The organism is Streptomyces sp. NPDC005808 (genome assembly GCF_042871385.1).
In the GTDB taxonomy this organism is placed as follows: domain Bacteria; phylum Actinomycetota; class Actinomycetes; order Streptomycetales; family Streptomycetaceae; genus Streptomyces.
This window is the reverse complement of record NZ_JBIAIK010000008.1, coordinates 342,511-364,331: the sequence shown is the minus strand read 5'-3', so window position 1 is coordinate 364,331 and position 21,821 is coordinate 342,511. Positions and strand designations below refer to the sequence as shown.

The window sequence follows — 21,821 nt, the reverse complement described above, 5'->3', positions numbered from 1 at the left end:
ACCCCGGACACGGGAAGAGTTCACTCCGGGGCAGGGCCAATGGTCCTGTGTGACACTGACAATGTGCGCGAAACCGGGAAAATCACCGTATTTCTCCTCGACGATCACGAAGTGGTTCGGCGCGGCGTCCACGAGCTGCTCTCGGGGGAGGACGACATCGAGGTGGTCGGCGAGGCCGGCACGGCGGCCGACGCGCTGGTCCGGATTCCGGCCACCCGCCCGGACGTCGCCATCCTGGACGTACGGCTCCCCGACGGCAGCGGCGTGGAGGTCTGCCGCGAGATCCGCTCCCAGGACGAGGACATCAAGTGCCTGATGCTGACCTCGTACGCCGACGACGAGGCCCTCTTCGACGCGATCATGGCGGGCGCCTCGGGCTATGTCCTCAAGGCCATCCGCGGCAACGAACTGCTCACGGCCGTACGTGAGGTCGCCGCGGGGAAGTCGCTGCTCGACCCGGAGGCCACCGCCCGCGTCCTGGAGCGGCTGCGCGACGGCGGTGGCCCCAAGAGCGACGACAAGCTCGGCCACCTCACCGAGCAGGAGCGCAGGATCCTCGACCTGATCGGCGAGGGGCTCACCAATCGCGCGATCGGCGAGCGGCTGCACCTCGCCGAGAAGACGATCAAGAACTATGTGTCGAGTCTGCTGTCCAAGCTGGGGATGGAACGGCGGTCCCAGGCGGCGGCGTACGTGGCGCGCTTGCAGGTGGAGCAGGAGCAGCGGCAGTAGTCGCGCCTGACAGGGCGCCATTGGGGGCATGGCGTCGGCGGTCCGCGGCCCAATGAGGCGGCCATTGGGGGACCATGCGTCAGCCGCCCGCGCCCCAATGAGGCGGCATTCGGGACTTATGGCCCGCCTGCAGAGGGCGGGTGGCCCTTCCCCCGGTCCTCCGGGTGCCGGAAATTGGTCGTATGCCCGACGCACAGCCGGCCACCAAGCAGCCGGTCCTCGAACAGTTCGCCGTGGAACTGATCGGCCGCACCGACTACGGCCGGATGGCCACCAGCATGCGCGCCCTGCCCTTCCTCGCGTTCGCCCGGCACATCGTGGCCGACGGCCACGTCCTGCTGCGCATGCCCCGGAACCTCGGCTACCACCAGGCGTGCGACGCCAGCATCGTCGCGTACGGCACCGACAACCTGAACTCCGCACGTCCGGGCGAGGGCCTGTGGACCGCGCAGATCGTGGGCCGGTGCGAGATGGTCGAGCCGACCGAGATTCAGCTCGGGCGTTTCGGCCCCGCGCCGCGTCTGGTGGACGGCGAGCCCTACGAGCCGGTCTATCTGGGCATCGAGCCGCAGTTCGGCGCCGTGCACGCGACGGACGGTGGCCTGGAACGGCGGTTCCAGCACGTTCTGTGACCGATGTTGCGAACAGGGCGACTGTGTGTGACAAACCCAAGGTCAGAGGCGTTCTCGTGCCCTAGCATCTGCCGCGTGCCGCGCTCTCTTGTACCACCCCCTGTGTCTCACGCGCCCCCTCTGGGCGCCCTCCTCCGCCAGTACGCCGCTGCCGGGTCCGCGCTGACCTGCGAACCCGTCGACCAGGGGCTGCTCAACCGCGGTTACCGGCTGTGCACCACCCGCGGCCGATACTTCCTCAAGCACCACTTCGACCCCGAGACCGCCGACCCCGCCGCGATCGCCCGCCAGCACCGGGCCACCCAGCGCCTCGCGGATCTCGGCGTCCCGGTCGCCCCGCCGCTGACCGGCACCGACGGCCGCACAGTCGCCGTCGTCGGGGGCCACGCGTACGCACTGCACCCGTGGATCGACGGACGGCACCGGCACGGTGGCCAGCTCAGCACGGACCAGTGCGCGCGGCTCGGTGCGCTCCTGGGGGTGGTCCACGCGAGCCTGGAACAGGTGATGCCGGCGCAGGGACGCGGTTCGGCGAAACCGGCCGAAGGTGCCGCCCCGGCCGACGGTGCCGACCCCGCCGACACCTTCGCGCTCATCGACCACCTGCTCGCCCGGGTGCGCCGCCACCGCCCGTCCGACGCCTTCGACGAACTGGCCCGCCACCGGCTCCTGGAAAGACGCGCCCTCCTGGAACGGCATGCCGACCGGCGGCCTCCGCAGTGCGGTTCGGTGAGCTGGGTGCACGGCGACTTCCACCCGTTCAACCTGCTCTACCGCGACGGTGAACCGGCCGCGATCGTCGACTGGGACCGGCTGGGCGTCCAGCCCCGCGCCGAGGAGGCGGTACGCGCCGCGGTGATCTTCTTCGTACAGCCCGTCGGAGCACTCGACCTGACGAAAGTGCGGGCCTACGCGCGCGCGTACCGCCGTACCGCGGGCGCCGCCCCCTGCGAACTCGCCGCCGCCGTGCACCGCGTGTGGTGGGAGCGCCTCAACGACTTCTGGATACTGCGCTGGCACTACGAGCGCGGGGACACCCGCGCCGATCCGCAGTTCCCGGCGGCGTCGGCGCTGGCGGTGTGGTGGACGCGGGAGTACGAGTCGGTGTGCGAGGCGTTCGCGGGGTGATCCCCGGCGTGCCCAGCGTGCCCAGCGTGCCCGGTGGCAAACGGCACGCGCGCGTGGAGCCCGTTTCGGGCCGCACGCGCGCGTGAGGGTGTGTTTTCGCTCGCCGGGTTCAGCCGCCGGTCAACCCGCCGCCGGTGGTGTCACCGGTGACACCACCGGGGCCGGTCGGCTCCTCCGTCGGCGGGCCCGTCGGCTCCGTGGTGGTCGGCTCGTCCGTCGGCTCCGTGGTGGTCGGTTCCGTGGTGGTCGGCTCGTCCGTGGGCTCGGCCGACGGCTCGCTGCTGTAGCTCGGAGACGGCGTGTACGACGGCGTGTACTGCGAGCCCGAGCCCGTGGTGTTGCCGTTGTCCGTCGAGTCGTCGGTGGAGGTGTCCGTGGGTTCCTGGCTGGGGGTCGCGCTGGAGCCGCTGTCCTCGGTGGTCGCCGTCGACGCCGAGGGCGACACGGTGGTACCGGTCCCGCCGCCCTCGCCGCCGCTCTGGTTGAGCGCGAGCGCCACACCCGCCGCGATGGCGATCACCGCGAGGACCGCGAGGATCCACAGCTTGCCCCGGCCGCCGCCCCTGTTGCCGTGCCCCTCGAAACCGCCGTCGTCCCCGCCGCCGTACTGGCTCGGCAGGATCGGCTGCGGGATCTGCGAGGTGCCCGAGTCGCCGGGATGCGGCATCGCGGCGACTCCGGCGTAGCCCGCCGCCGGGGTGCGCTGACCACCGTGTATGTCGACGGGCCCGGTGTTCCAGGTGCCGGTGTGGCTGCCCTGGTCGTACAGCATCTGAAGCCCGTACTGGACGAGCCCGCGCATCTCCTCGGCGGTCTGGAACCGGTCGTCCGGCTCCTTCGCGAGGGAGCGCATGACCAGCCCGTCGAGCTCGGGCGGCGCCGCGTCGGAGACCTCGGACGGGGGCACCGGGATGTCCTGTACGTGCTGGTACACGACCGACAGCGGCGTCTCACCGGTGAACGGGGGCCGCAGCGCGAGGAGTTCGTAGAGCAGGCAGCCCGTCGCGTACAGGTCGGAGCGGTGGTCGACGGCCTTGCCGAGCGCCTGCTCGGGCGAGAGGTACTGCGGCGTGCCCATGACCATGCCGGTCTGGGTCATCGTCGACTGCGCGCCGTGCAGAGCGCGCGCGATGCCGAAGTCCATCACCTTCACGGCGCCGGTCTGCGTGATGATCACGTTCGCCGGCTTGATGTCGCGGTGCACGATGCCGTGCTGGTGCGAGTAGGCGAGCGCTTCGAGCACACCGGAGACGATGATCAGTGCCTGCTCGGGCCCGGGAGCCTCGGCATTGATCAGCAGATCGCGGATCGTGTGGCCCTCGACGATCTCCATCACGATGTACGGGACGACGCGGGAGCCGACCACGTCCTCGCCGGAGTCGTACACGGCGACGACCGCGTGGTGGTTGAGGCCGGCGACCGACTGGGCCTCGCGTGTGAAGCGGGCCTTGGAGACCGGGTCCTCGGCCAGGTCGGAGCGGAGCAGTTTGACCGCGACGGTGCGTCCCAGGCGTACGTCCTCGGCCGCGAACACCTCGGCCATGCCGCCCCGGCCCAGTCTGTGGGTCAGCCGATACCGGCCGTCGCCGACCAGCCCGCCGTTACCCCACAGCTCCGGCGCATCCGACATACCGCCGCCAGCCGCCTCGGGGTCGGACGGGCCCTGAGCGCGCTGCTGCTGTGCCATCAGTCCTCGCCGTCGTTTCTGCCCGCGGTCTGCGCGGTGGTTGTCACGGTCTCCGTCGGGCCACGCTACAGGCTCTGCGCAAGGCTCCGGTCCGAGACGGAAGTGGGATGGATCGGCCATCCAACCCGTCGCGGGTACCCGCGTGCAAATCCTGTGTACCGGCCGTACGGCACCTGTAACGCTTCCGCGACGCTTCTTTCTCAGACGGTCACGGAACGGGCACCGAACTTGACGTGTCAGTGCCCTCGGGCAGACTTGGCCGGGAATGAGCCAATCGATCACTGAACACCGGCCGATCACCGGGCAGATCACAGCCGCGATCACGACAAGCGAGTCACGGACCGCGGGAGCAACCAGCAGCTCCGGCCGCGCCGATGGGGGACGCAGAAGATGAGCCAGGACGGCGCACAGGGCCGGTACGCGGGGGGTGCTGTCGCCGGCGGCCGCTACCAGTTGCGTGATCTGCTCGGCGAGGGCGGCATGGCCTCGGTCCATCTCGCGTACGACTCGGTGCTCGACCGCCAGGTCGCCATCAAGACGCTGCACACCGAGCTCGGCCGCGAGCAGGCCTTCCGTGAGCGGTTCCGCCGCGAGGCCCAGGCCGTGGCGAAGCTCACGCACACGAACATCGTCTCGGTCTTCGACACCGGCGAGGACGTCCTGGACGGCATGACGACGCCGTACATCGTCATGGAGTACGTGGAGGGCCGCCCGCTCGGTTCGGTGCTCGACCAGGACATCGCGAGTCACGGCGCCATGCCCGCGGACAAGGCCTTGCGGATCACCGCGGACGTGCTGGCCGCCCTTGAGATCAGCCACGAGATGGGCCTGGTCCACCGGGACATCAAGCCGGGCAACGTGATGATGACGAAGCGCGGCGTCGTCAAGGTGATGGACTTCGGGATCGCCCGCGCCATGCAGTCCGGGGTCACCTCGATGACCCAGACCGGCATGGTCGTCGGCACACCGCAGTACCTCTCGCCGGAGCAGGCCCTCGGCAGAGCCGTGGACGCCAGATCCGACCTGTACTCGGTCGGCATCATGCTCTTCCAGCTCACCACCGGGCGGCTGCCGTTCGAGGCGGACTCTCCGCTGGCCATCGCCTACGCGCATGTCCAGGAGGAGCCGGTCGCGCCCTCCTCGGTCAACCGCTCGCTGCCTCCGGCCGTGGACGCGCTCATCGCCCGCGCGCTGAAGAAGAACCCGAACGAGCGGTTTCCCAGCGCCGAGGTGATGCGCGACGAATGCCTGCGCGTTGCCCAGTCGCTGCACACCGCCGCGCCGAGCATCGTGCCGGGCGCCCGCACGTCGAGCGGCGCGGGTGTCGCCTCCGCGGTCTTCCCTCCCGTCGACCAGGCCGCTCCGGCACCGGGCCCGGTCCAGGCCCCCTACCAGCCGGGCCCTTACGGTTCGCCGACCCCGGCCCCCACCCCGCCCCAGACTCCGGCTCCGTCGTACGGCTATCCGCAGCAGGGCGGCTATCTGCCGCCGCCGCAGACCTCGGCGTACTCCCCGCAGCAGGGCGTCTCCACCCCTCCGCCGTACAACCTGACACCCCAGTACCCGACCCCCCAGCCGGGCGGCTCCGGGGGCGGCCGCAAGAGCGCCAGGGGGGTGGTCGTCGGCTCGATCGTCGTCGCGGTCGTCGCGGTCGGCGGCCTGATCGCGGCGCTGGCGCTGTACGGCGGGACCGGCGCCGACGACACGGGCGGCGGCAGCGAGGCCAGCCAGGCGCCTTCCGTGGCGGCGGGCCACAAGGGGCCGGACACGACGAAGACCATCGAGACGGAGAAGTGCACGGAGCCGGAGGAGTCGTACAACGACGAGAACAAGATCCGGGTCCCCGACTTCACCTACAGGTACCTCCAGTCGGTCAAGTCCTGCTTCCAGGCAGCGGGTTGGCAGATGAAGATCGAGTACGTCGACGAGAACACCTACGGCGAGGGCACGGTCATGGACCAGTTCCCCTCCGAAGGCACGGACGTCGACCCGGAGGACATGCCGGAGATCCAGCTCAAGGTGTCGACCGGCAATCCGTCCTGATCCCGGTCCGGATCGAGGTCGGGATCACGGTCCGGTCCGCGGTCCGCGGTCCGCGGTCCGCGGTCCGCGGTCCGCGGTCCGCGGTCCGGATCAAGATACGAAAGAGCCCGGCACTCTCGTGCCGGGCTTGTTTCGTTGTCCGGGTGCCGCCGCCGGGGGCTACAGGTACGGTCCGCCCGAACGGCCGCCCGCACGGGGGTCCTCGTCTCCCTCCGCGCCGCCGGTGCCCGGCGGAAGGGCGCGGCGCATCGACTCCAGCTGGGCCCTCGCCGCCATCTGCTGGGCGAAGAGGGTCGTCTGGATCCCGTGGAAGAGGCCTTCCAGCCAGCCCACCAACTGTGCCTGCGCGATGCGCAGTTCGGCGTCGGAGGGAATCGCCTCGTCCGTGAAGGGAAGAGAGAGGCGCTCCAACTCGTCGACCAGGTCGGGGGCCAGGCCGTCCTCCAGTTCCTTCACAGAACTCGCGTGGATCTCCTTCAGCCGGACACGGCTGGCTTCATCAAGAGGTGCGGCGCGCACTTCTTCGAGAAGCTGCTTGATCATGCTTCCGATGCGCATCACCTTGGCGGGCTGTTCCACCATCTCCGTCACCGGGATCTCGCGGGAGTCCTCGTCTCCGGCGCCACCGAGAGCTGTTCCGTCCTGGCCCAGGACCAGGATCTGAGGGTTCTCCGGCGACCGTTCGTTCCTCGGCATCTCCATGCCGCCCATTGTCTCGCACCCGTCCACCGCGCCACCCCCCGGCCCGCGTCGGCGGGGACACCGTGAGCAAAAGGAGCAGCCGAGATGCCGGGGCAAAGGGGGCATGTGAGGCTTGACCCATTGATCTTGACCCGTTGATCATTTTGACTCCTCACCGGGAGGGGGTCACCGGCGTGACTCCATGGCTCCGTGCGCTGCACATGACGGGACTGCTGCTGGCCCTGACGGCCGGGGCGGCGTCCCCGTCACACGCAGCCCTTCACCGCGTCACACACGCCCCGTCGTACGCAGCCCTTCACCGCGTCTCACACGCCCCGTCGTACGCCCCCGATCCCAGCGCCGATGCCTCCCGTGCGGGGAGCCGTCCGGGAGAGGGCCGGGCGCGGCCCGGACGCGAGGAGCCCGGCGGCCTGTCGGAGTCCGAGGCAGCCGAGCCGACGTACACGGACCGCGACCCCGCCGCCCTCGACCGCCCGGAGGCGAGCGCCGCGCCGCAGGAGGCCGCGATCCCCGTACGGCAGAACGTCGGCCGCCCCGGACGCACCCCGGAGCCGGTACTGCAGATCGTGCCGCTCGGCAGCGGGCTGATCCTCATCGGGCTGGGCCTGGGACTGGCGTTCTTCGCCCTGCGCGTCCGGCGCGGCTGATGCCGCCCGGAACCGTCCGGGCGATGCGCTCCCTGGGAAGCGCGCGTCTGGAACCCCACGACCAGCGCGCTCCTTGGGAGGCACACTGCTGAAACCTCCCGGGCGGCGCGCTCTCTGGCAAGCACGCGGCTGGAACGTCCCGAGCTGCGAGCTCCCTCGGAAGCGCGCAGCTCCAGAGCGGAGAACTTCGTAGGGCGCGCGCTGCTGAAACTCCCGGGTAGCGCGCTCCCTAGGGGGCGACCAGCAGCACCTTCCCGATGTGTCCGCTGCCCTCCAGCACCCGGTGCCCCTCCGCGGCGTCGTTCATCGGCAGCTCACGGTCGACGACCGGGCGTACGTGGCCGGAGGCGATCAGCGGCCACACGTGCTCGCGTACGGCGGCGACGATCGCCGCCTTCTCCCCCAGCGGGCGGATGCGCAGCGAGGTCGCGGTGACCGCGGCACGCTTGTTGAGGAGGGTGGCGATGTTCAGCTCGCCCTTGATGCCGCCCTGCATGCCGATGATCGCGAGCCGCCCGTTGACGGCCAGGGCCTGGACGTTGCGGCCCAGGTACTTGGCGCCCATGTTGTCGAGGATGACGTCGGCGCCCGCCCCGTCGGTGGCTCGCTTGATCTCCTCCACGAAGTCCTGCTCGCGGTAGTTGACCAAGATGTCCGCACCCAGCTCGGCGCAGAAGTCGAGCTTCTCCTTGGTGCCCGCCGTGACCGCGGCCCTCGCGCCGACGGCCTTGGCGAGCTGGATCGCCATGGTGCCGATACCGCTGGAGCCGCCGTGCACGAGCAGGGTCTCGGCGGGGCGGAGATGGGACACCATGAAGACGTTCGACCAGACGGTGCAGGTCACCTCGGGCAGCGCGGCGGCCTGCTTGAGGTCGATGCCCTCGGGCACCGGCAGCAGTTGCCCGGCGGGAACGGCGACTTTCTCGGCGTAGCCGCCGCCCGAGAGCAGCGCGCACACCTCGTCGCCCACCGCCCACCCCGAAACACCGGGGCCTACCTCGGCAATGCGCCCCGAGCATTCGAGGCCGGGGTAGGGGGACGCGCCGGGCGGCGGGTTGTAGAGGCCCTGTCGTTGCAGGAGATCAGCGCGGTTGACAGCGCTGGCCACCACATCGACCAGCACTTCGCCCTGACCGGCCACCGGATCCGGGACCTCGTCCCACACCAGCGCCTCGGGCCCACCAGGTTCAGGAATCGTGATCGCGTACATGAGGGGGACGCTACTCCTCGCAGTAAATGGGATGCGCGGACGCTCCAGTAGAGGCACGGTGGAGGCAAAGGGACCGTAAAGTCACGGCCCGTGGCGGCGGATGGCCGCGTGAACAGCGAAACGGACAACTGCGCGAATTACTCATACGGCGGGCGATGAGTTCGCGTCGCGGCGGCGGTCTCCCTTGCGTAGCCACGCACCTGGAAGGACACCGAGACATGAGCGCACGCAGCGCACCGAACACACCGACATCCGGTCTGGCCATCGAGACCGCGGGTCTGGTGAAGACGTTCGGCGAAACCCGGGCCGTCGACGGCGTCGACCTCGCCGTGCCCGCCGGCACGGTCTACGGCGTCCTCGGCCCGAACGGCGCCGGCAAGACCACCACCGTGAAGATGCTGGCCACCCTGCTGCGCCCCGACGGCGGCCAGGCCCACGTCTTCGGCCACGACGTCGTGCAGGAGGCCGACCGGGTACGCGAGAGAGTCAGCCTCACCGGCCAGTACGCGTCCGTGGACGAGGACCTGACCGGCCACGAGAACCTGGTGCTGCTCGGCCGCCTACTCGGCCACCACAAGCGGGCCGCGGCGATCCGCTCGGCGCAGCTCCTGGAGGCCTTCGGGCTGAGCGAGGCGGCGGGCAAGCAGGTCAAGCACTACTCGGGCGGCATGCGGCGCCGTATCGACATCGCCGCCTCCATCCTCAACACCCCCGACCTGCTCTTCCTCGACGAGCCGACCACCGGCCTCGACCCGCGCAGCCGCAACCAGGTGTGGGACATCGTGCGTGCGGTCGTCGCCCAGGGCACCACCGTGTTGCTCACCACGCAGTATCTGGACGAGGCCGACCAGTTGGCGTCCCGGATCGCGGTGATCGACAAGGGCAAGGTGATCGCCGAGGGCACGAAGGGCGAGCTGAAGGCGTCCGTCGGCGCCGGTTCCGTACATCTGCGGCTGCGTGATCCGGCGCAGCGCCCGCAGGCGCAGGAAGTGCTGCGCCTGGCCCTGGACGCCGAGGTCCAGTTGGAGCCGGATCCGGTGGCACTGACGGCCCGGGTCGGCGCCGGCGCCGCCAATGGCCGGGGCGCGGCGGAACAGGCCGCGCGAGCGCTCGCCGAGCTGGCCCGCACCGGCGTGATCGTCGACAACTTCTCGCTGGGACAGCCCAGCCTGGACGAGGTCTTCCTCGCCCTCACCGGACACGTGACCGACCCCGAGGCTCCTTCGGCCGACACCGCGATGGACAAGGAGGCGGCGGTATGAGCACCGCGACGACCACGGACAGCAAGGATCTCGCCCCGGTCAGCGCCGAGTCGCTGGCCGAGCTGCTCATCAGCAAGGACCGTCCGCCGCGGCCCAGCGCCCTGTCGGCGTCGCTGACCTTCGGCTGGCGGGCGATCCTCAAGATCAAGCACGTGCCGGAGCAGCTCTTCGACGTCACCGCGTTCCCGATCATGATGGTCCTGATGTACACGTACCTCTTCGGCGGTGCGCTGGCCGGATCGCCCACGGAGTACATCCAGTTCCTGCTGCCGGGCATCCTGGTGATGTCGGTCGTGATGATCACGATGTACACGGGTGTCTCGGTCAACACGGACATCGAGAAGGGCGTCTTCGACCGCTTCCGTACGCTGCCGATCTGGCGGCCGTCGGTGATGGTCGGCTATCTCCTCGGCGACGCCCTGCGCTACACGATGGCGTCGGTGGTGATGCTGGTCGTCGGCGTCATCCTCGGCTACCGCCCGGACGGTGGGGTCCTCGGCGTACTCGCCGGGATCGCCCTGCTGCTGGTCTTCTCGTTCGCGTTCTCGTGGATCTGGACCATGTTCGGACTGCTGCTGCGCACCGAGAAGTCGGTGATGGGCGTCAGCATGATGGTGATCTTCCCGTTGACCTTCCTGTCGAACGTCTTCGTCGACCCCAAGACCATGCCCGGCTGGCTCCAGGCCTTCGTCAACAACAGTCCGATCACCCACGTGTCGTCCGCGGTGCGCGGCCTGATGGCGGGCGACTGGCCGGCCGCGGAGGTCGCCTGGTCACTGGGCTGGGCAGGACTGCTCGTCCTGGTCTTCGGACCCATCACGATGCGCCTGTACAACCGCAAGTGACCGCCAGGGCCCGTGATTCGTACGTGAGTGACCGCCAGGGGCTGCGGTGGCCCGGGCGCAGGCGCCCACCAGGGCTGCGGTGGCCCAGGCGCCAGGCGACCGCCACGGCCCGGTGGTCCGGGCACGAGGCGACTGCTACCGCCCGATGGTGCGGGCGTGAATGCCCGCCAGGGCCTGCGGTGGTCCGCGCGTCCGGCGACTGCTACGGCCTGCGGGGGTCCGTGCGCAGGCGATGGGCGTCGGGTGCCACATGGGTGCCCGGCGTCACCCGCACGATCGTGATGAGCCGGTCCGTCAACTGCAGTGTGCCGACGGCCGGATCGTCGTATCCGAGCACCCGATGCCCTCGTACGACACTCACCACCAGGTCCTCCGTCTCCCGCACGCCCTTGCCGACCTCGGCCTTTACGACCGGCCGCTCCACGATGTCGAGTCCGGTGCCCTGCTGGATGAGGTCCTCCATGACCATGCCCGCGGCGGGACTGAGCACGGAGAGCCCGAGCAGTCGCCCGGCCGCGCTGGCGCTGGTGATCACGGCATCGGCGCCGGACTGACGCAGCAGCGGCGCGTTCTCCTCCTCCCGCACCGCGGCGACGATCTTCGCCCCGCTGTTGAGCTGTCGCGCGGTCAGCGTGACCAGCACGGCCGTGTCGTCCCGCTGGGTGGCGATGATGATCTGCCGGGCCTTGCGCACCTCGGCCCGATCCAGCACTTCGGTGCGCGTCGCGTCCCCTATGACCCCCGCGTATCCATCGGCCGTCGCCGCGTCGACCACCTTGGAGTTGGGGTCGACGATCACGACCTGCTCCTTCTTCAGCCCGGTCGCACACACGGTCTCAATGGCCGACCGCCCTTTGGTACCGAAGCCGACAACGACGGTGTGATCTCGCAAGGCCGCCCTCCAGCGGTTCTGCCGCCATTCCTCGCGCGTGCGCTCCGTGAGGACTTCCAGCGTGGTGCCGACCAGGATGATCAGGAACAGCACCCGCAGCGGTGTGATGACGAAGATGTTGGTGAGCCGGGCGCCGTCGCTGACCGGGGTGATGTCGCCGTATCCGGTGGTGGAGAGGGTGACGGTCGCGTAGTAGAACGCGTCGAGCAGATCGACGGCGCCGTCCGAGTTGTCGGTGTAGCCGTCGCGGTCGGCCCACACGATGAACGCCGTGCCGGCGAGCACCAGCAGGGCCATTGCCACGCGCTTCCCCACCTGGCGGATCGGACGTTCCACCACGCTCTTCGGGAGCTTCACTCGATGGGTCACGAGGTGTTCGTCCGCCTGGCGGGCAATCGCATCATGGCCCGGTTGTTTCACGTGAAACACACCCCGATTCCTGCCGTGGCCCACGGCAGATCGAGGAGCTCCAGCTCCTGACCCGCGCGGGCACCCCCCGGCGGTACAACCGCGAGGGCATCGGCCGCCGCCATGCCACGCAGCATCGCCGGGCCGTTGTAGTGCAGCGGCACCGCCCGGTCCGCGCGCAGGACGACGGGCACGAGCCGGGTGTCGTACGGGTGCCCGTGCACGGCTTCCTTGAGGGGCAGCGTGTACGACTCCGCCGCCGGTCGTCCGGCGAGGATACGCAGCAGGGGCTCGGCGAGCGTGAGCAGGCCGGAGACGGCCGCGAGGGGGTTGCCCGGCAGGCCCACGAGGTACTGATTCTGCTTGGTGCGGGCCAGCAACATGGGGTGGCCGGGGCGCACCTTGACGCCGTCGATGAGGAGTTCGGCGTCGATGCGGCGCAGGGTGGGGTGGACATGGTCGACGGGGCCGGCCGCGGTGCCGCCGGTCGTGATGATCAGGTCGGCTTCGGAGTTGGTGATGGTCCGATGCAGGGCCTTGGCGTCGTCACCGAGCCTGCGCATCGCGACGACGTCGGCGCCGATCGCACGCAGCCAGGGCGGCAGCATCGGGCCGAGAGCGTCCCGGATCAGCCCCTCCTTCGGCAGCCCCTCCGTGAGCAACTCGTCGCCGAGTACGAGGACTTCGACGCGTGGCCGGGGGATGACGGCAAGCGTGTCGTACCCGGCGGCGGCGGCGAGACCCAGCACGGCGGGCGTGACCAGCGCGCCGACCGGCAGGAGCTGGTCGCCGCTGCGGCACTCCTGACCGCGCGGCCGGATGTCCTGCCCGTGCACGACGTCCGGGGTGCCCCCTGCCCGGACGGAGCCAGGAGCCTGGGGGAGGGCCGCGTGCAGCCGCCCCTTGTCGTCGATACGCCCGTGCTCGCTGCGCAGTACGGCGGTGGCGTCCTGCGGGACACGCGCCCCGGTGGCGATCCGCACCGCCTCGCCGTCGGTGAGCGCCGCGGGCTGCGCGTGCCCGGCTAGCACGCTCTCTTCGCGTACGTCCCAGGGCCCGGGCCCGGCGACCGCCCAGCCGTCCATCGCCGAGGTGTCGAAGGAGGGGAGGTCCGAGAGAGCAGTGAGGGGGGCGGCGATGACCAGGCCGAGGGAGGCGTCCAGGGGTACGGAGAGGGCGGTGGGGCGCGGGAGGGCACGGGCGGCTCGCTCGGCGGTGGTGCGGGCCTGCGGCCAGGAGGTGGCCTTGTGGCGCACGCCGTGGTCGCTGCTCTGTTCTCCGTGACCGCCGCCGCTCTGTTCTCCGTGGCCGCCGCCGTTGCGCTCCCCGTGGCCGCCGCCGTGGCCCCGGTGGCCGCTGCCAGCGGCGTGCGTGTGGTGCTCGCCCTGGGGGGTGGGCATGGGGGCGGCGGGTGCGCCGAAGCGGTCCCCGGCGGCGCTGTCCCCGGGGCCCGGCCCGGCCGAGGCACGGGCGCTGCCTTCCTTGACCAGTGCCAGCACCTCGTCAACGTCGAGGTCGTCGAGGTCGTCGGCGTCCTGGCTGTCCCGGGTGCCGCGCGCGGCGGTCATCCGGCGTCCGGCCGGGCGTCGGAACCCGCACCGGATACGCCTGCGGGACCTTCTGCGGGACCGGTCTCCGGCTTGGCGTCGGCGGCGTCGGCGGCCTCCTCGTCGGCCCAGCGGAGCGCCAGCGCGGCGGCCTTCCGGGAGGCTTCGGCCACCGCCTCGGGGCCTCCTCCGGCCCGGGCGGCCGCGTAGCCCACGAGGAACGTGGTCAGCGGTGCGGCAGGCCGGGCCACACCGTGCGCGGCGTCGCGAGCGAGGTCGAGCAGGAGGCCGGTGTCGACGTCCAGATCGATGCCCAGTTCGTCCTTGACTGCGGAAATCCATTCATCCAACACGTGACCATGCTCCCTGATACGTGCCCGGGCGGCGGCGATGTCGTCCCAGGTGTCGCAGTCGAAGGACGCGACGGGGTCGGAGATTCGGATGAGATCGAGCGCGGTGGTGAGCCGCCGGAGCGGCAGCCCGGCCAGACCGCCGCCCGCGACGGAGTCGCCGATGGCTACAGGGATGGCGGAACCGTTGTCAGCCGCGGCCGCGGCGGCGGTGGCGGAACCGTTGTCAGCCGCGGCGACGGTGGCGGAGCCCCTGATGGCTGCGGAAGCGAGTGAGGCCAGCTCCCACCGCAAGGCTGCCACCCGGTAGGCGGCCACGAGCGGCTGGTCCTTGCCCTCGGGGTCGACGAGCAGAACACCGTCTGGACCACTCGGCTTGCCCTCGGGGTCGACGAGCAGAACACCGTCTGGACCACTCGGCTTGCCTCCGGGGTCGACGAACAGGACGCCGTCGGGGCCACTCGGCTTGCCTTCGGCGTCCACCGGGCCGCTGGGCTTCTTTTCGGCGTTCAAGGTGTGCACCGGCCTGGTGGTGCTCAGCTGAAGGGCCTCCACCAGTCGCCGTACCGTCCCCGCTTCCAGAAACGGCAGGTCGGCGGAGAGCACGACGACGAACTCCGCGGTGGTGTGCCGCAGCCCAGCACCGAGCGCGGCGAGCGGTCCCCCGCCGGGTGGGTCCTCCCGGGCCCACACCACGGGACGGGCGGTGGACCGTGGTTCGGCCACCACCACCGTCGTCGCGGCACCGGCGCAGGCGGCGAGCACCCGGTCGAGCAGCGGCCGGCCGCCCACCCGCACCGCGGGTTTGTCCACCCCGCCGAGCCGCCGGGCGGCGCCTCCGGCGAGCACGACAGCGTCGTACGGCAGACCGGCGCCGTACGGCACACCGGCGCCGGGTTCACCCGGGGCCTCGTACGCGTTCATCCCCCGAGTATGAGCGCCCGAAGGATCATTGCCACCCCCTGGGCAGCATGTGGACAGGTGCAGTCACAAGGTCCGCAGCAGCACCGCGGGCTGTTCCACGCAGTCCGCCACATAGCGCAGGAACCCGCCCGCCGTGCCGCCGTCGCACACCCGGTGGTCGAAGGTGAGGGAGAGCTGCACGACCTGCCGCACCGCCAGTTCGCCCTGGTGGACCCAGGGTTTGGGGGCGATCCGGCCGACGCCCAGCATGGCCGCCTCGGGGTGGTTGATGATCGGCGTGGAGCCGTCGACCCCGAACACCCCGTAGTTGTTCAGCGTGAAGGTGCCGCCCGTGAGGTCCCTGGGGGTCAGTGTCCCGGCCCGCGCGGCCTCGGTCAGCCGCGCGAACTCCGCGCTCAGCGACTCCGCGTCGCGGGCGTGCGCGGCCCGAACGACAGGTACGACGAGCCCGCGCTCGGTCTGCGCCGCGAAACCCAGGTGCACCTGGTCGAGTTGGACGACCTCGCGGGCATCCATGTCGACCGTCGAGTTCAGCTCCGGGTGGCGGGCGAGCGCCGCCGTGCAGATCCGGGCGAGCAGGGCCAGGAGGGAGATCTTCGGGCCACCGGCGGAATTCATCGCCACGCGCGCGTGCATGAGTTCCGTGGCGTCGGCGTCCACCCAGCAGGTCGCGTCGGGGATCTCCCGACGGCTGCGGGAGAGCTTGTCGGCGACGATTCCGCGGATGCCTCGCAGGGGGATACGGGTGCCGTTCGGGGCCTCGGTGGGACCGATCCCGGTCGCCGGCCGGGAGTGGAGTTGAGGTGCGCCAAGGGGCGCGACCGGCCCGTGGCCGACTGCCGGTGACCTGCGGGGTTCCGCGGCTGTGGGCACCCGTGCGTGACCGGTTGCCGCCGCACGCAGCGCGTACTCGACGTCCGCCCGCAGGATGAGCCCATCAGGCCCCGAACCCTCCAACTCGCGCAGGTCCACGCCGTTCTCCCGCGCGAGCCGCCGCACGAGCGGAGAGATGACCGGCACGGGACCGTCCCCGTACACCGCGACACCACCGTGATCACCATGGCTGCCGTGATCACCATGGATGCCGTGATCGCCTTCCGCCGACCGGTCCCGGACGTCCGTGCCCGCGCCGTACCGGCCGTCGGGAACCGCGTGGTCCCAGTCCCCCGAACGTGCAGCCGGCCGACGGTCCGCTTCACGCACCGCGTCAGGGGAGGCCACCGCACCGTCCACAGCCACCGAAGCGCCCGGCACACCCTCCAAGGCACCCGGCGCCGACAGCCCAAAGGCACCCGGCGCCGGCTGCCCCTCCGCACGCGGGCCGCCCGCCAGGCCGGTGACGCCCGGCGGCCGCACCCTTTTACGCCGCGCCGGAGGGGCCCCTGTGCCATAACCGACGAGTACGTTCCCGGACCCCTCGTCGGCCTCGTCGACCTCGTCACCCTCGCCGGAGGCAGCCGCGCCCACGGCGACCGTCAACAAGGGGGCGCCCACGGGCAGTTCCGCGCCCTCCTCGCCGAATCGCGCGGTGACCACACCCCCGTACGGGCAGGGGACGTCGACCATCGCCTTCGCGGTCTCGACCTCGACAACGAGCTGGTCGACGGCGACGACCTCGCCGACCTCGACCAGCCAGCGGACGATCAACGCCTCGGTGAGTCCCTCACCGAGGTCGGGAAGCCTGAACTCCAACACTTGGGCCATCAGCTCTCCGCCTCCCATTGCAGACGCCCCACGGCATCCAGGATCCGGTCGACGCCAGGCAGGTGGTGCCGCTCCAGCATCGGCGGCGGATACGGGATGTCGAACCCGGCCACGCGCAGCACCGGCGCCTCCAGATGATGGAAGCACCGCTCGGTGATCCGCGCGGCGATTTCCCCGCCAGGGCCGCCATACCCACCCGACTCGTGTACGACGACCGCGCGCCCGGTCCGCCGGACCGAAGCCGACACCGTCTCGTCGTCGAACGGCACCAGGGAGCGCAGATCGACGACTTCCAGGTCCCAGCCCTCGGCCCGCGCCGCCTCGGCGGCTTCGAGACAGACGGGCACGGACGGCCCGTACGTGACGAGCGTGGCGCTCCGGCCGGAGCGCCGCACCATCGCGCGGCCTATCGGTTGAACGGCCGGCGGCTCGTCCGGGTTCCAGGAATCCTTCGACCAGTACAACCGCTTGGGCTCCAGGAAGACCACCGGGTCGTCGGAGGCGATGGCGGCACGCAGCAGACCGTAGGCGTCGGCGACCGTCGCGGGCGTGACGACATGGAGCCCCGGAGTCGCCATGTAGTACGCCTCGGAGGAGTCGCTGTGGTGCTCGACGCCGCCGATGCCGCCGCCGTACGGGACGCGGATCGTGATCGGCAGCGGCATCGCGCCGCGGGTGCGGTTGCGCATCTTCGCGACATGGCTGATCAACTGCTCGAACGCCGGGTAGGCGAAGGCGTCGAACTGCATCTCCACGACCGGCCGCAGCCCGTACATCGCCATGCCGACGGCCGTCCCGAGAATGCCCGCCTCGGCCAGCGGGGTGTCCGTGACGCGGTCCTCGCCGAACTCCTTGGCGAGCCCGTCGGTGACCCGGAAGACGCCGCCGAGGGTGCCGACGTCCTCACCCATGACATGGACGGCCGGGTCGGCGGCCATGGCGTCGCGCAGTGCGCGCCCGAGGGCCTGCGCCATGGTGGCCGGTTTCAGGGCAACGGTCGTCATCGCCCGGCTCCTTCCGGACCGTGGGCCTCCACCGTCTCGTGGGCCTCGGCCGCCAGCTCCGCGCGGAGCTGCGCCTCCTGCTCACGCAGTTGCGGTGTGGGCTCGGCATACACATGGGCGAACAGATCCATGGGGTCGAGCACCGCGTCCTGGTTCATGCGCTGACGCAGGTCGGCGGCCATCGTCTCGGCGTCCTCGCGCACGGACCGCATCGCGTCCTCGTCGAGCAGCCCGCGCTCGGTCAACTCGTGCTCCAGGAGCACGATCGGGTCGTGCGCACGCCAGGTCTCCACCTCGGAGTCGCCGCGGTAGCGGGTGGCGTCGTCGGCGTTGGTGTGTGCGTCGATGCGGTACGTCACCGCTTCGACGAGCGTCGGACCGCCCCCCGCGCGCGCACGGCGGACGGCTTCGCTCAGCACCTCGTGCACGGCCGCCGCGTCGTTGCCGTCGACCAGGCGGCCCGGCATCCCGTAGCCGACGGCCTTGTGGGCCAGCGACGGGGCGGCGGTCTGCTTGGCCAGCGGTACCGAGATGGCGAAGCCGTTGTTCTGGACGAGGAAGACGACCGGGGTCTGCCAGACCGCGGCGAAGTTCAGCGCCTCGTGGAAGTCGCCCTCGCTGGTGCCACCGTCGCCGACCATCGCCAGGGCGACCACGTCGTCGCCCTTGAGGCGAGCAGCGTGTGCGAGGCCCACGGCGTGCGGAAGCTGGGTCGCGAGGGGGGTGCACAGGGGCGCGACGCGGTGCTCGCGGGGGTCGTACCCGGTGTGCCAGTCGCCGCGCAGGAGGGTGAGCGCCTGGACGGGGTCGAGGCCGCGGGCGACGGCCGCGAGGGTGTCGCGGTAGCTGGGGAAGAGCCAGTCGCGGTCCTCCAGAGCGAGCGCCGCGGCGACCTCACAGGCCTCCTGGCCGGTGCTGGAGGGGTACACCGCGAGGCGGCCCTGCTTGGTGAGGGCGGTGGCCTGCGCGTTGTAGCGGCGGCCACGCACCAGTTCCGCGTACAGACGGCGCAGCAGGCCCGCGTCGACCTGCGCGGCTGCATCGGTGCCGAGGACTCGGTAGGGCCGCGCGTCGGGCAGCAGCGGCGCGGGGTCGGTGCGGGGCTGCCAGGCGGGCGGCGGGGTTGGCCGGTAAGCGCCTCGCTGCTCCATGACCGTCATAACGGCACCTCCTCATGGGAGACGGCTCCGGACGCGTCACGGTTGTGATGCGCCTCACCTACCGATTGTTCGGTCGTCGGCACATTTTGGCTACAGACCCCCGCAAGCTGTGGACAAACGGTTCTGCACAGCCTGAGATGGACGCAGTACGTCCATGGTAGAGAGGCGGGGGGACATGGCACCTGAACAAATGGCCGAGCCACCGGAGGCCGGCCCCGCGCTCCCCCCCGCCCGCCCGCTCGACGCCATAGATCAGGACATCCTCCAGATGCTCCAGGCGGACGGCCGCGCCTCGATAAGGTCCGTGGCCGAACGCGTCCATGTGTCGCGGGCCAATGCCTACGCGCGTATCAACCGCCTCATCGAGGACGGCGTGATCCGCGGCTTCGGGGCGCGCGTGGACCACGAACGCGCCGGGCAGGGCACCTCGGCGTACATCACCCTGAAGATCGTGCAGAACTCCTGGCGCACGGTCCGCGAGCAGTTGAGGGTGCTCCCGGGGGCCTCCCACATCGCCCTGGTGGGCGGCGATTTCGACGTGCTTCTTCTGGTGCACACCCCGGACAACAAGACGCTAAGGGAACTGGTGCTCACCCGCCTCCAGGCCATCCCGGAGGTCCTCAGCACCCGGACACTGCTGGTGTTCGAGGAGGAAGACCTGGAGCCGCAGTCCTGAACGTCCCGGCGACGAGGCCTCAGGACTCGCTGCGGAGCCCGCCGAAGACCAGCTGGGCCACGGCGTCGGCCACTTCCCGCTCGTTCATGCCCCGCCCGTCGGGCCGGTACCACTCCACGATCGAGTTGATCATCCCGAAGACCAGCCGGGTCGCGAGCCGGACCTCCACGTCGCCGCGCACGTCCCCGTCCGCGGCCGCCGCCTTCAGCAGCTCGGCCACCTGGTGGTCGAAGTCGCGGCGCCGCTCCAGGGCCCACCGCTCGGTGTCCGTGTTGCCGCGCACTCGCAGGAGCAGCGTCACGTACGGCAGCTCGGAGGTGAGCACCTCGACCATGCGGCGCACCACGTACTCCAGGCGCTCCACGGCACGCCCCACGCGCGCGTGCTCCTCGTCGAGGATCCCGAAGAGGCCGTCGAGGGCCCGGCTGACGGCCCTGCGCAGCAGTTCCTCCTTGCCGGCGACGTGGTGGTATATCGACGACTTGGAGATGCCCGCCGCCCTGGAGAGGTGCTCCATGGAGGTGCCGTCGTAGCCGCGCTCGATGAACACCTGGACGGCGACGGAGAGCAGGGTCTCCGGGGTGTAGGTGTCCCGCTTGGCGGTGGTCATGAGGTGCCCTCCCGCTTCTCGGCGGTGTGTCCGTGACGGTACAGCGCGAGTGAGGGTGCGTACCGGCCGGAGGGTTCGCGCAGATGCAGCTCCTCCAGGAGGTCGTGCGCCCAGGTCCTGCCGAGCCGGCGGCTCCATTCGAAGGGACCGAGGGGGTAGTTCACGCCGAGCCGCATCGCGGTGTCGATGTCCTCCTCGGTCGCCACTCCCTTGGCGACGGCGTCGTGGGCGAGGTCGACGATCCGGGCCACGGTCCGGGCGACGATCATGCCCGGGGCATCCCCGATGACACTGACGTCCTTGCCCAGCGCCTGGAAGAGGCCGATGGCCTCCGCGAGGGTCTGGGGGGCGGTGTCCTGGCAGGCCGAGACGGCGATGCGGGTCGCCTTGCGGTAGTCGAGCGCCAGGTCGAAGTAGACGACGTCACGGAACTCGACCGAGGTCTGGCCGTCGGCGAGGACCAGCTGACCGCCACTGGGCAGCATCAGCCGCGTGCCGTGGTCCTCCTCGTCCTCGCGGACCTGGATGCCCGCCTCGCGGATCAGCGGGAGGAGCTCGGCCGCCGGGCCCAGGTCGCCCTCCACGGCGACGTACGCGGGCGGCTGGGCCCTCTCCGCGGTGTGCGGCTCGGGCCGCTCGGCGCCTTCCCCGTAGTCGTACCAGCCGTGCCCCGTCTTGCGGCCGTGCATGCCCGACTCCACGAGCCGGCGCTGGGCTAGCGAGGGCGTGAACCGCACGTCCTGGAAGAAGGCCTGCCACACGGAGTGGGTGACGGACTCGTTGACGTCCTGGCCGATGAGGTCGGTCAGTTCGAAGGCGCCCATCCGGAAGCCGCCGGATTCGCGCAGCACGGCGTCGATGGTGGCCGGGTCGGCGGCCTGCGACTCGTACACCGCGAAGGCCTCGGCGTAGAAGGGCCGCGCGATGCGGTTGACGATGAACCCGGGGGTGTCGGCGCAGGCGACCGGGGTCTTCCCCCAGGCGCGTGCCGTCTCGTACGCGCGCGTGGCCGACGAGAAGTCGCTCGCGTACCCGGAGACGACCTCCACGAGGGGCAGCAGCGGCGCCGGGTTGAAGAAGTGCAGCCCCACGAGCCGGCCAGGGTTGCGCAGGGCGCCGGCGATGGCCGTGACGGACAGGGACGAGGTGTTGGTGGCGAGCAGGCAGTCGGCGTCGACGATGTCCTCCAGCTCGCGGAACAGCCGCTGCTTCGCCTCGAGTTGTTCGGCGACCGCCTCGATGACCAGCACACAGTCCGCGAGGTCGGAGAGGTCCTGCACCGCTCGCAGCCGGTCGCGTGCGGCATCCCGGTCGGCGCCGCTGAGCCGGTCCTTCTCGACCAGCCGGTCCAGGCGCGCGCCGATCGCCCCGGCCGCGGCTTCGGCACGCCCCGGCACGGCGTCGTGGAGCCGCACGAGGTGGCCCGCGACCAGCGCGACCTGGGCGATGCCCTGGCCCATGGTGCCGGTGCCGACGACGGCCACAGGGCCGCTGAGGTCGAGTGCTGTCATGCTCGCGATCCTCCCGCACAGGGTTTTCCACAGATGCGGCGGATCCCCTTGTCCCGACCGATCGTTCGGTTACTCTAGCTGTGAGTACCCGCCCATCGCCCACCACCACCCTGACAGAGGCGCCGGGCGCCGCACCTTTTCCGTAAT

Annotated in this window: 19 protein-coding genes; 8 read left to right on the top strand and 11 right to left on the bottom strand. The window is 71.0% G+C overall.

Annotated elements, in window-relative coordinates; genetic code table 11:
• Positions 1–63: 63 nt before the first annotated feature.
• The 3 genes from ACFYPC_RS20600 to ACFYPC_RS20590 all read left to right on the top strand — a co-directional run bounded on the left by ACFYPC_RS20600 (position 64) and on the right by ACFYPC_RS20590 (position 2,492).
• The gene (locus ACFYPC_RS20600; RefSeq protein ID WP_388678007.1) at positions 64–732 is read left to right on the top strand and encodes a response regulator; all 669 of its coding nucleotides are present in this window, start codon (positions 64–66) and stop codon (positions 730–732) included.
• A 182-nt stretch (positions 733–914) separates the two neighbouring features.
• Positions 915–1,364: a pyridoxamine 5'-phosphate oxidase family protein gene (locus ACFYPC_RS20595; protein ID WP_388678004.1), complete on the top strand. Its 450-nt coding sequence runs from the start codon at positions 915–917 to the stop codon at positions 1,362–1,364.
• A gap of 102 nt (positions 1,365–1,466) precedes the next feature.
• On the top strand, positions 1,467–2,492 hold the full coding sequence (locus tag ACFYPC_RS20590; protein ID WP_388678112.1) for a phosphotransferase: 1,026 nt from the start codon (positions 1,467–1,469) through the stop codon (positions 2,490–2,492).
• Positions 2,493–2,601: 109 nt separating this feature from the next.
• Here the strand turns inward: ACFYPC_RS20590 and ACFYPC_RS20585 are convergent, their stop codons facing one another.
• Positions 2,602–4,179: a protein kinase gene (locus ACFYPC_RS20585; RefSeq protein WP_388678001.1), complete on the bottom strand. Its 1,578-nt coding sequence runs from the start codon at positions 4,177–4,179 to the stop codon at positions 2,602–2,604.
• A gap of 390 nt (positions 4,180–4,569) precedes the next feature.
• Between ACFYPC_RS20585 and ACFYPC_RS20580 the strand changes: the two genes are divergently transcribed.
• Complete coding sequence (locus ACFYPC_RS20580) at positions 4,570–6,222, top strand: protein kinase (RefSeq protein WP_388677998.1); 1,653 nt, start codon at positions 4,570–4,572, stop codon at positions 6,220–6,222.
• Positions 6,223–6,381: 159 nt separating this feature from the next.
• On the opposite strand, the gene ACFYPC_RS20575 is transcribed toward ACFYPC_RS20580, so the two are convergent.
• Complete coding sequence (locus ACFYPC_RS20575) at positions 6,382–6,924, bottom strand: bacterial proteasome activator family protein (protein WP_388677995.1); 543 nt, start codon at positions 6,922–6,924, stop codon at positions 6,382–6,384.
• Positions 6,925–7,097: 173 nt separating this feature from the next.
• On the opposite strand from ACFYPC_RS20575, the gene ACFYPC_RS20570 reads away from it, so the two are divergent.
• Positions 7,098–7,571, top strand: coding sequence for a hypothetical protein (locus tag ACFYPC_RS20570; protein ID WP_388677994.1), 474 nt, complete (start codon positions 7,098–7,100; stop codon positions 7,569–7,571).
• A gap of 229 nt (positions 7,572–7,800) precedes the next feature.
• On the opposite strand, the gene ACFYPC_RS20565 is transcribed toward ACFYPC_RS20570, so the two are convergent.
• A complete protein-coding gene (locus tag ACFYPC_RS20565) occupies positions 7,801–8,781 on the bottom strand; it encodes an NAD(P)H-quinone oxidoreductase (RefSeq protein ID WP_388677992.1) in 981 nt (326 codons plus the stop codon).
• A 218-nt stretch (positions 8,782–8,999) separates the two neighbouring features.
• Here ACFYPC_RS20565 and ACFYPC_RS20560 point away from each other — a divergent pair, with 218 nt between their 5' ends.
• Positions 9,000–10,043, top strand: coding sequence for an ATP-binding cassette domain-containing protein (locus ACFYPC_RS20560; protein ID WP_388677989.1), 1,044 nt, complete (start codon positions 9,000–9,002; stop codon positions 10,041–10,043).
• Positions 10,040–10,888 carry an ABC transporter permease gene (locus ACFYPC_RS20555; RefSeq protein WP_388677986.1) on the top strand — a complete coding sequence of 283 codons (849 nt, stop codon included), beginning with the start codon at positions 10,040–10,042 and terminating at the stop codon, positions 10,886–10,888. Before ACFYPC_RS20560 ends, ACFYPC_RS20555 begins: the two co-directional genes overlap by 4 nt.
• Before the next feature lie 202 nt (positions 10,889–11,090).
• Here ACFYPC_RS20555 and ACFYPC_RS20550 read toward each other — a convergent pair whose 3' ends face one another.
• The 6 genes from ACFYPC_RS20550 to pdhA all read right to left on the bottom strand — a co-directional run bounded on the left by ACFYPC_RS20550 (position 11,091) and on the right by pdhA (position 18,877).
• Positions 11,091–12,200: a potassium channel family protein gene (locus ACFYPC_RS20550; protein WP_388677983.1), complete on the bottom strand. Its 1,110-nt coding sequence runs from the start codon at positions 12,198–12,200 to the stop codon at positions 11,091–11,093.
• Entirely contained in the window at positions 12,197–13,756 is a 1,560-nt protein-coding gene (locus ACFYPC_RS20545) for a molybdopterin molybdotransferase MoeA (RefSeq protein WP_388677981.1), read from the bottom strand. Before ACFYPC_RS20545 ends, ACFYPC_RS20550 begins: the two co-directional genes overlap by 4 nt.
• On the bottom strand, positions 13,753–15,009 hold the full coding sequence (locus ACFYPC_RS20540) for a DUF6457 domain-containing protein (RefSeq protein WP_388677978.1): 1,257 nt from the start codon (positions 15,007–15,009) through the stop codon (positions 13,753–13,755). The genes ACFYPC_RS20545 and ACFYPC_RS20540 overlap by 4 nt, the downstream gene beginning before the upstream one ends.
• A 63-nt stretch (positions 15,010–15,072) precedes the next feature.
• A complete protein-coding gene (locus ACFYPC_RS20535) occupies positions 15,073–16,713 on the bottom strand; it encodes a dihydrolipoamide acetyltransferase family protein (protein WP_388677975.1) in 1,641 nt (546 codons plus the stop codon).
• The gene (locus ACFYPC_RS20530; protein WP_365441235.1) at positions 16,713–17,717 is read right to left on the bottom strand and encodes an alpha-ketoacid dehydrogenase subunit beta; all 1,005 of its coding nucleotides are present in this window, start codon (positions 17,715–17,717) and stop codon (positions 16,713–16,715) included. Before ACFYPC_RS20530 ends, ACFYPC_RS20535 begins: the two co-directional genes overlap by 1 nt.
• Positions 17,714–18,877, bottom strand: coding sequence for a pyruvate dehydrogenase (acetyl-transferring) E1 component subunit alpha (gene pdhA, locus ACFYPC_RS20525; RefSeq protein ID WP_388677972.1), 1,164 nt, complete (start codon positions 18,875–18,877; stop codon positions 17,714–17,716). The genes ACFYPC_RS20530 and pdhA overlap by 4 nt, the downstream gene beginning before the upstream one ends.
• Before the next feature lie 175 nt (positions 18,878–19,052).
• On the opposite strand from pdhA, the gene ACFYPC_RS20520 reads away from it, so the two are divergent.
• A complete protein-coding gene (locus ACFYPC_RS20520; RefSeq protein WP_388677970.1) occupies positions 19,053–19,553 on the top strand; it encodes an Lrp/AsnC family transcriptional regulator in 501 nt (166 codons plus the stop codon).
• 19 nt (positions 19,554–19,572) lie between these two features.
• Here the strand turns inward: ACFYPC_RS20520 and ACFYPC_RS20515 are convergent, their stop codons facing one another.
• Together ACFYPC_RS20515 and ACFYPC_RS20510 are read right to left on the bottom strand one after the other, a co-directional pair.
• Positions 19,573–20,163 (bottom strand): TetR/AcrR family transcriptional regulator, encoded by a 591-nt coding sequence (locus ACFYPC_RS20515; protein WP_388677967.1) that lies wholly within the window; start codon positions 20,161–20,163, stop codon positions 19,573–19,575.
• Positions 20,160–21,674 (bottom strand): 3-hydroxyacyl-CoA dehydrogenase, encoded by a 1,515-nt coding sequence (locus ACFYPC_RS20510; RefSeq protein WP_388677965.1) that lies wholly within the window; start codon positions 21,672–21,674, stop codon positions 20,160–20,162. Before ACFYPC_RS20510 ends, ACFYPC_RS20515 begins: the two co-directional genes overlap by 4 nt.
• Positions 21,675–21,821 lie beyond the last annotated feature (147 nt).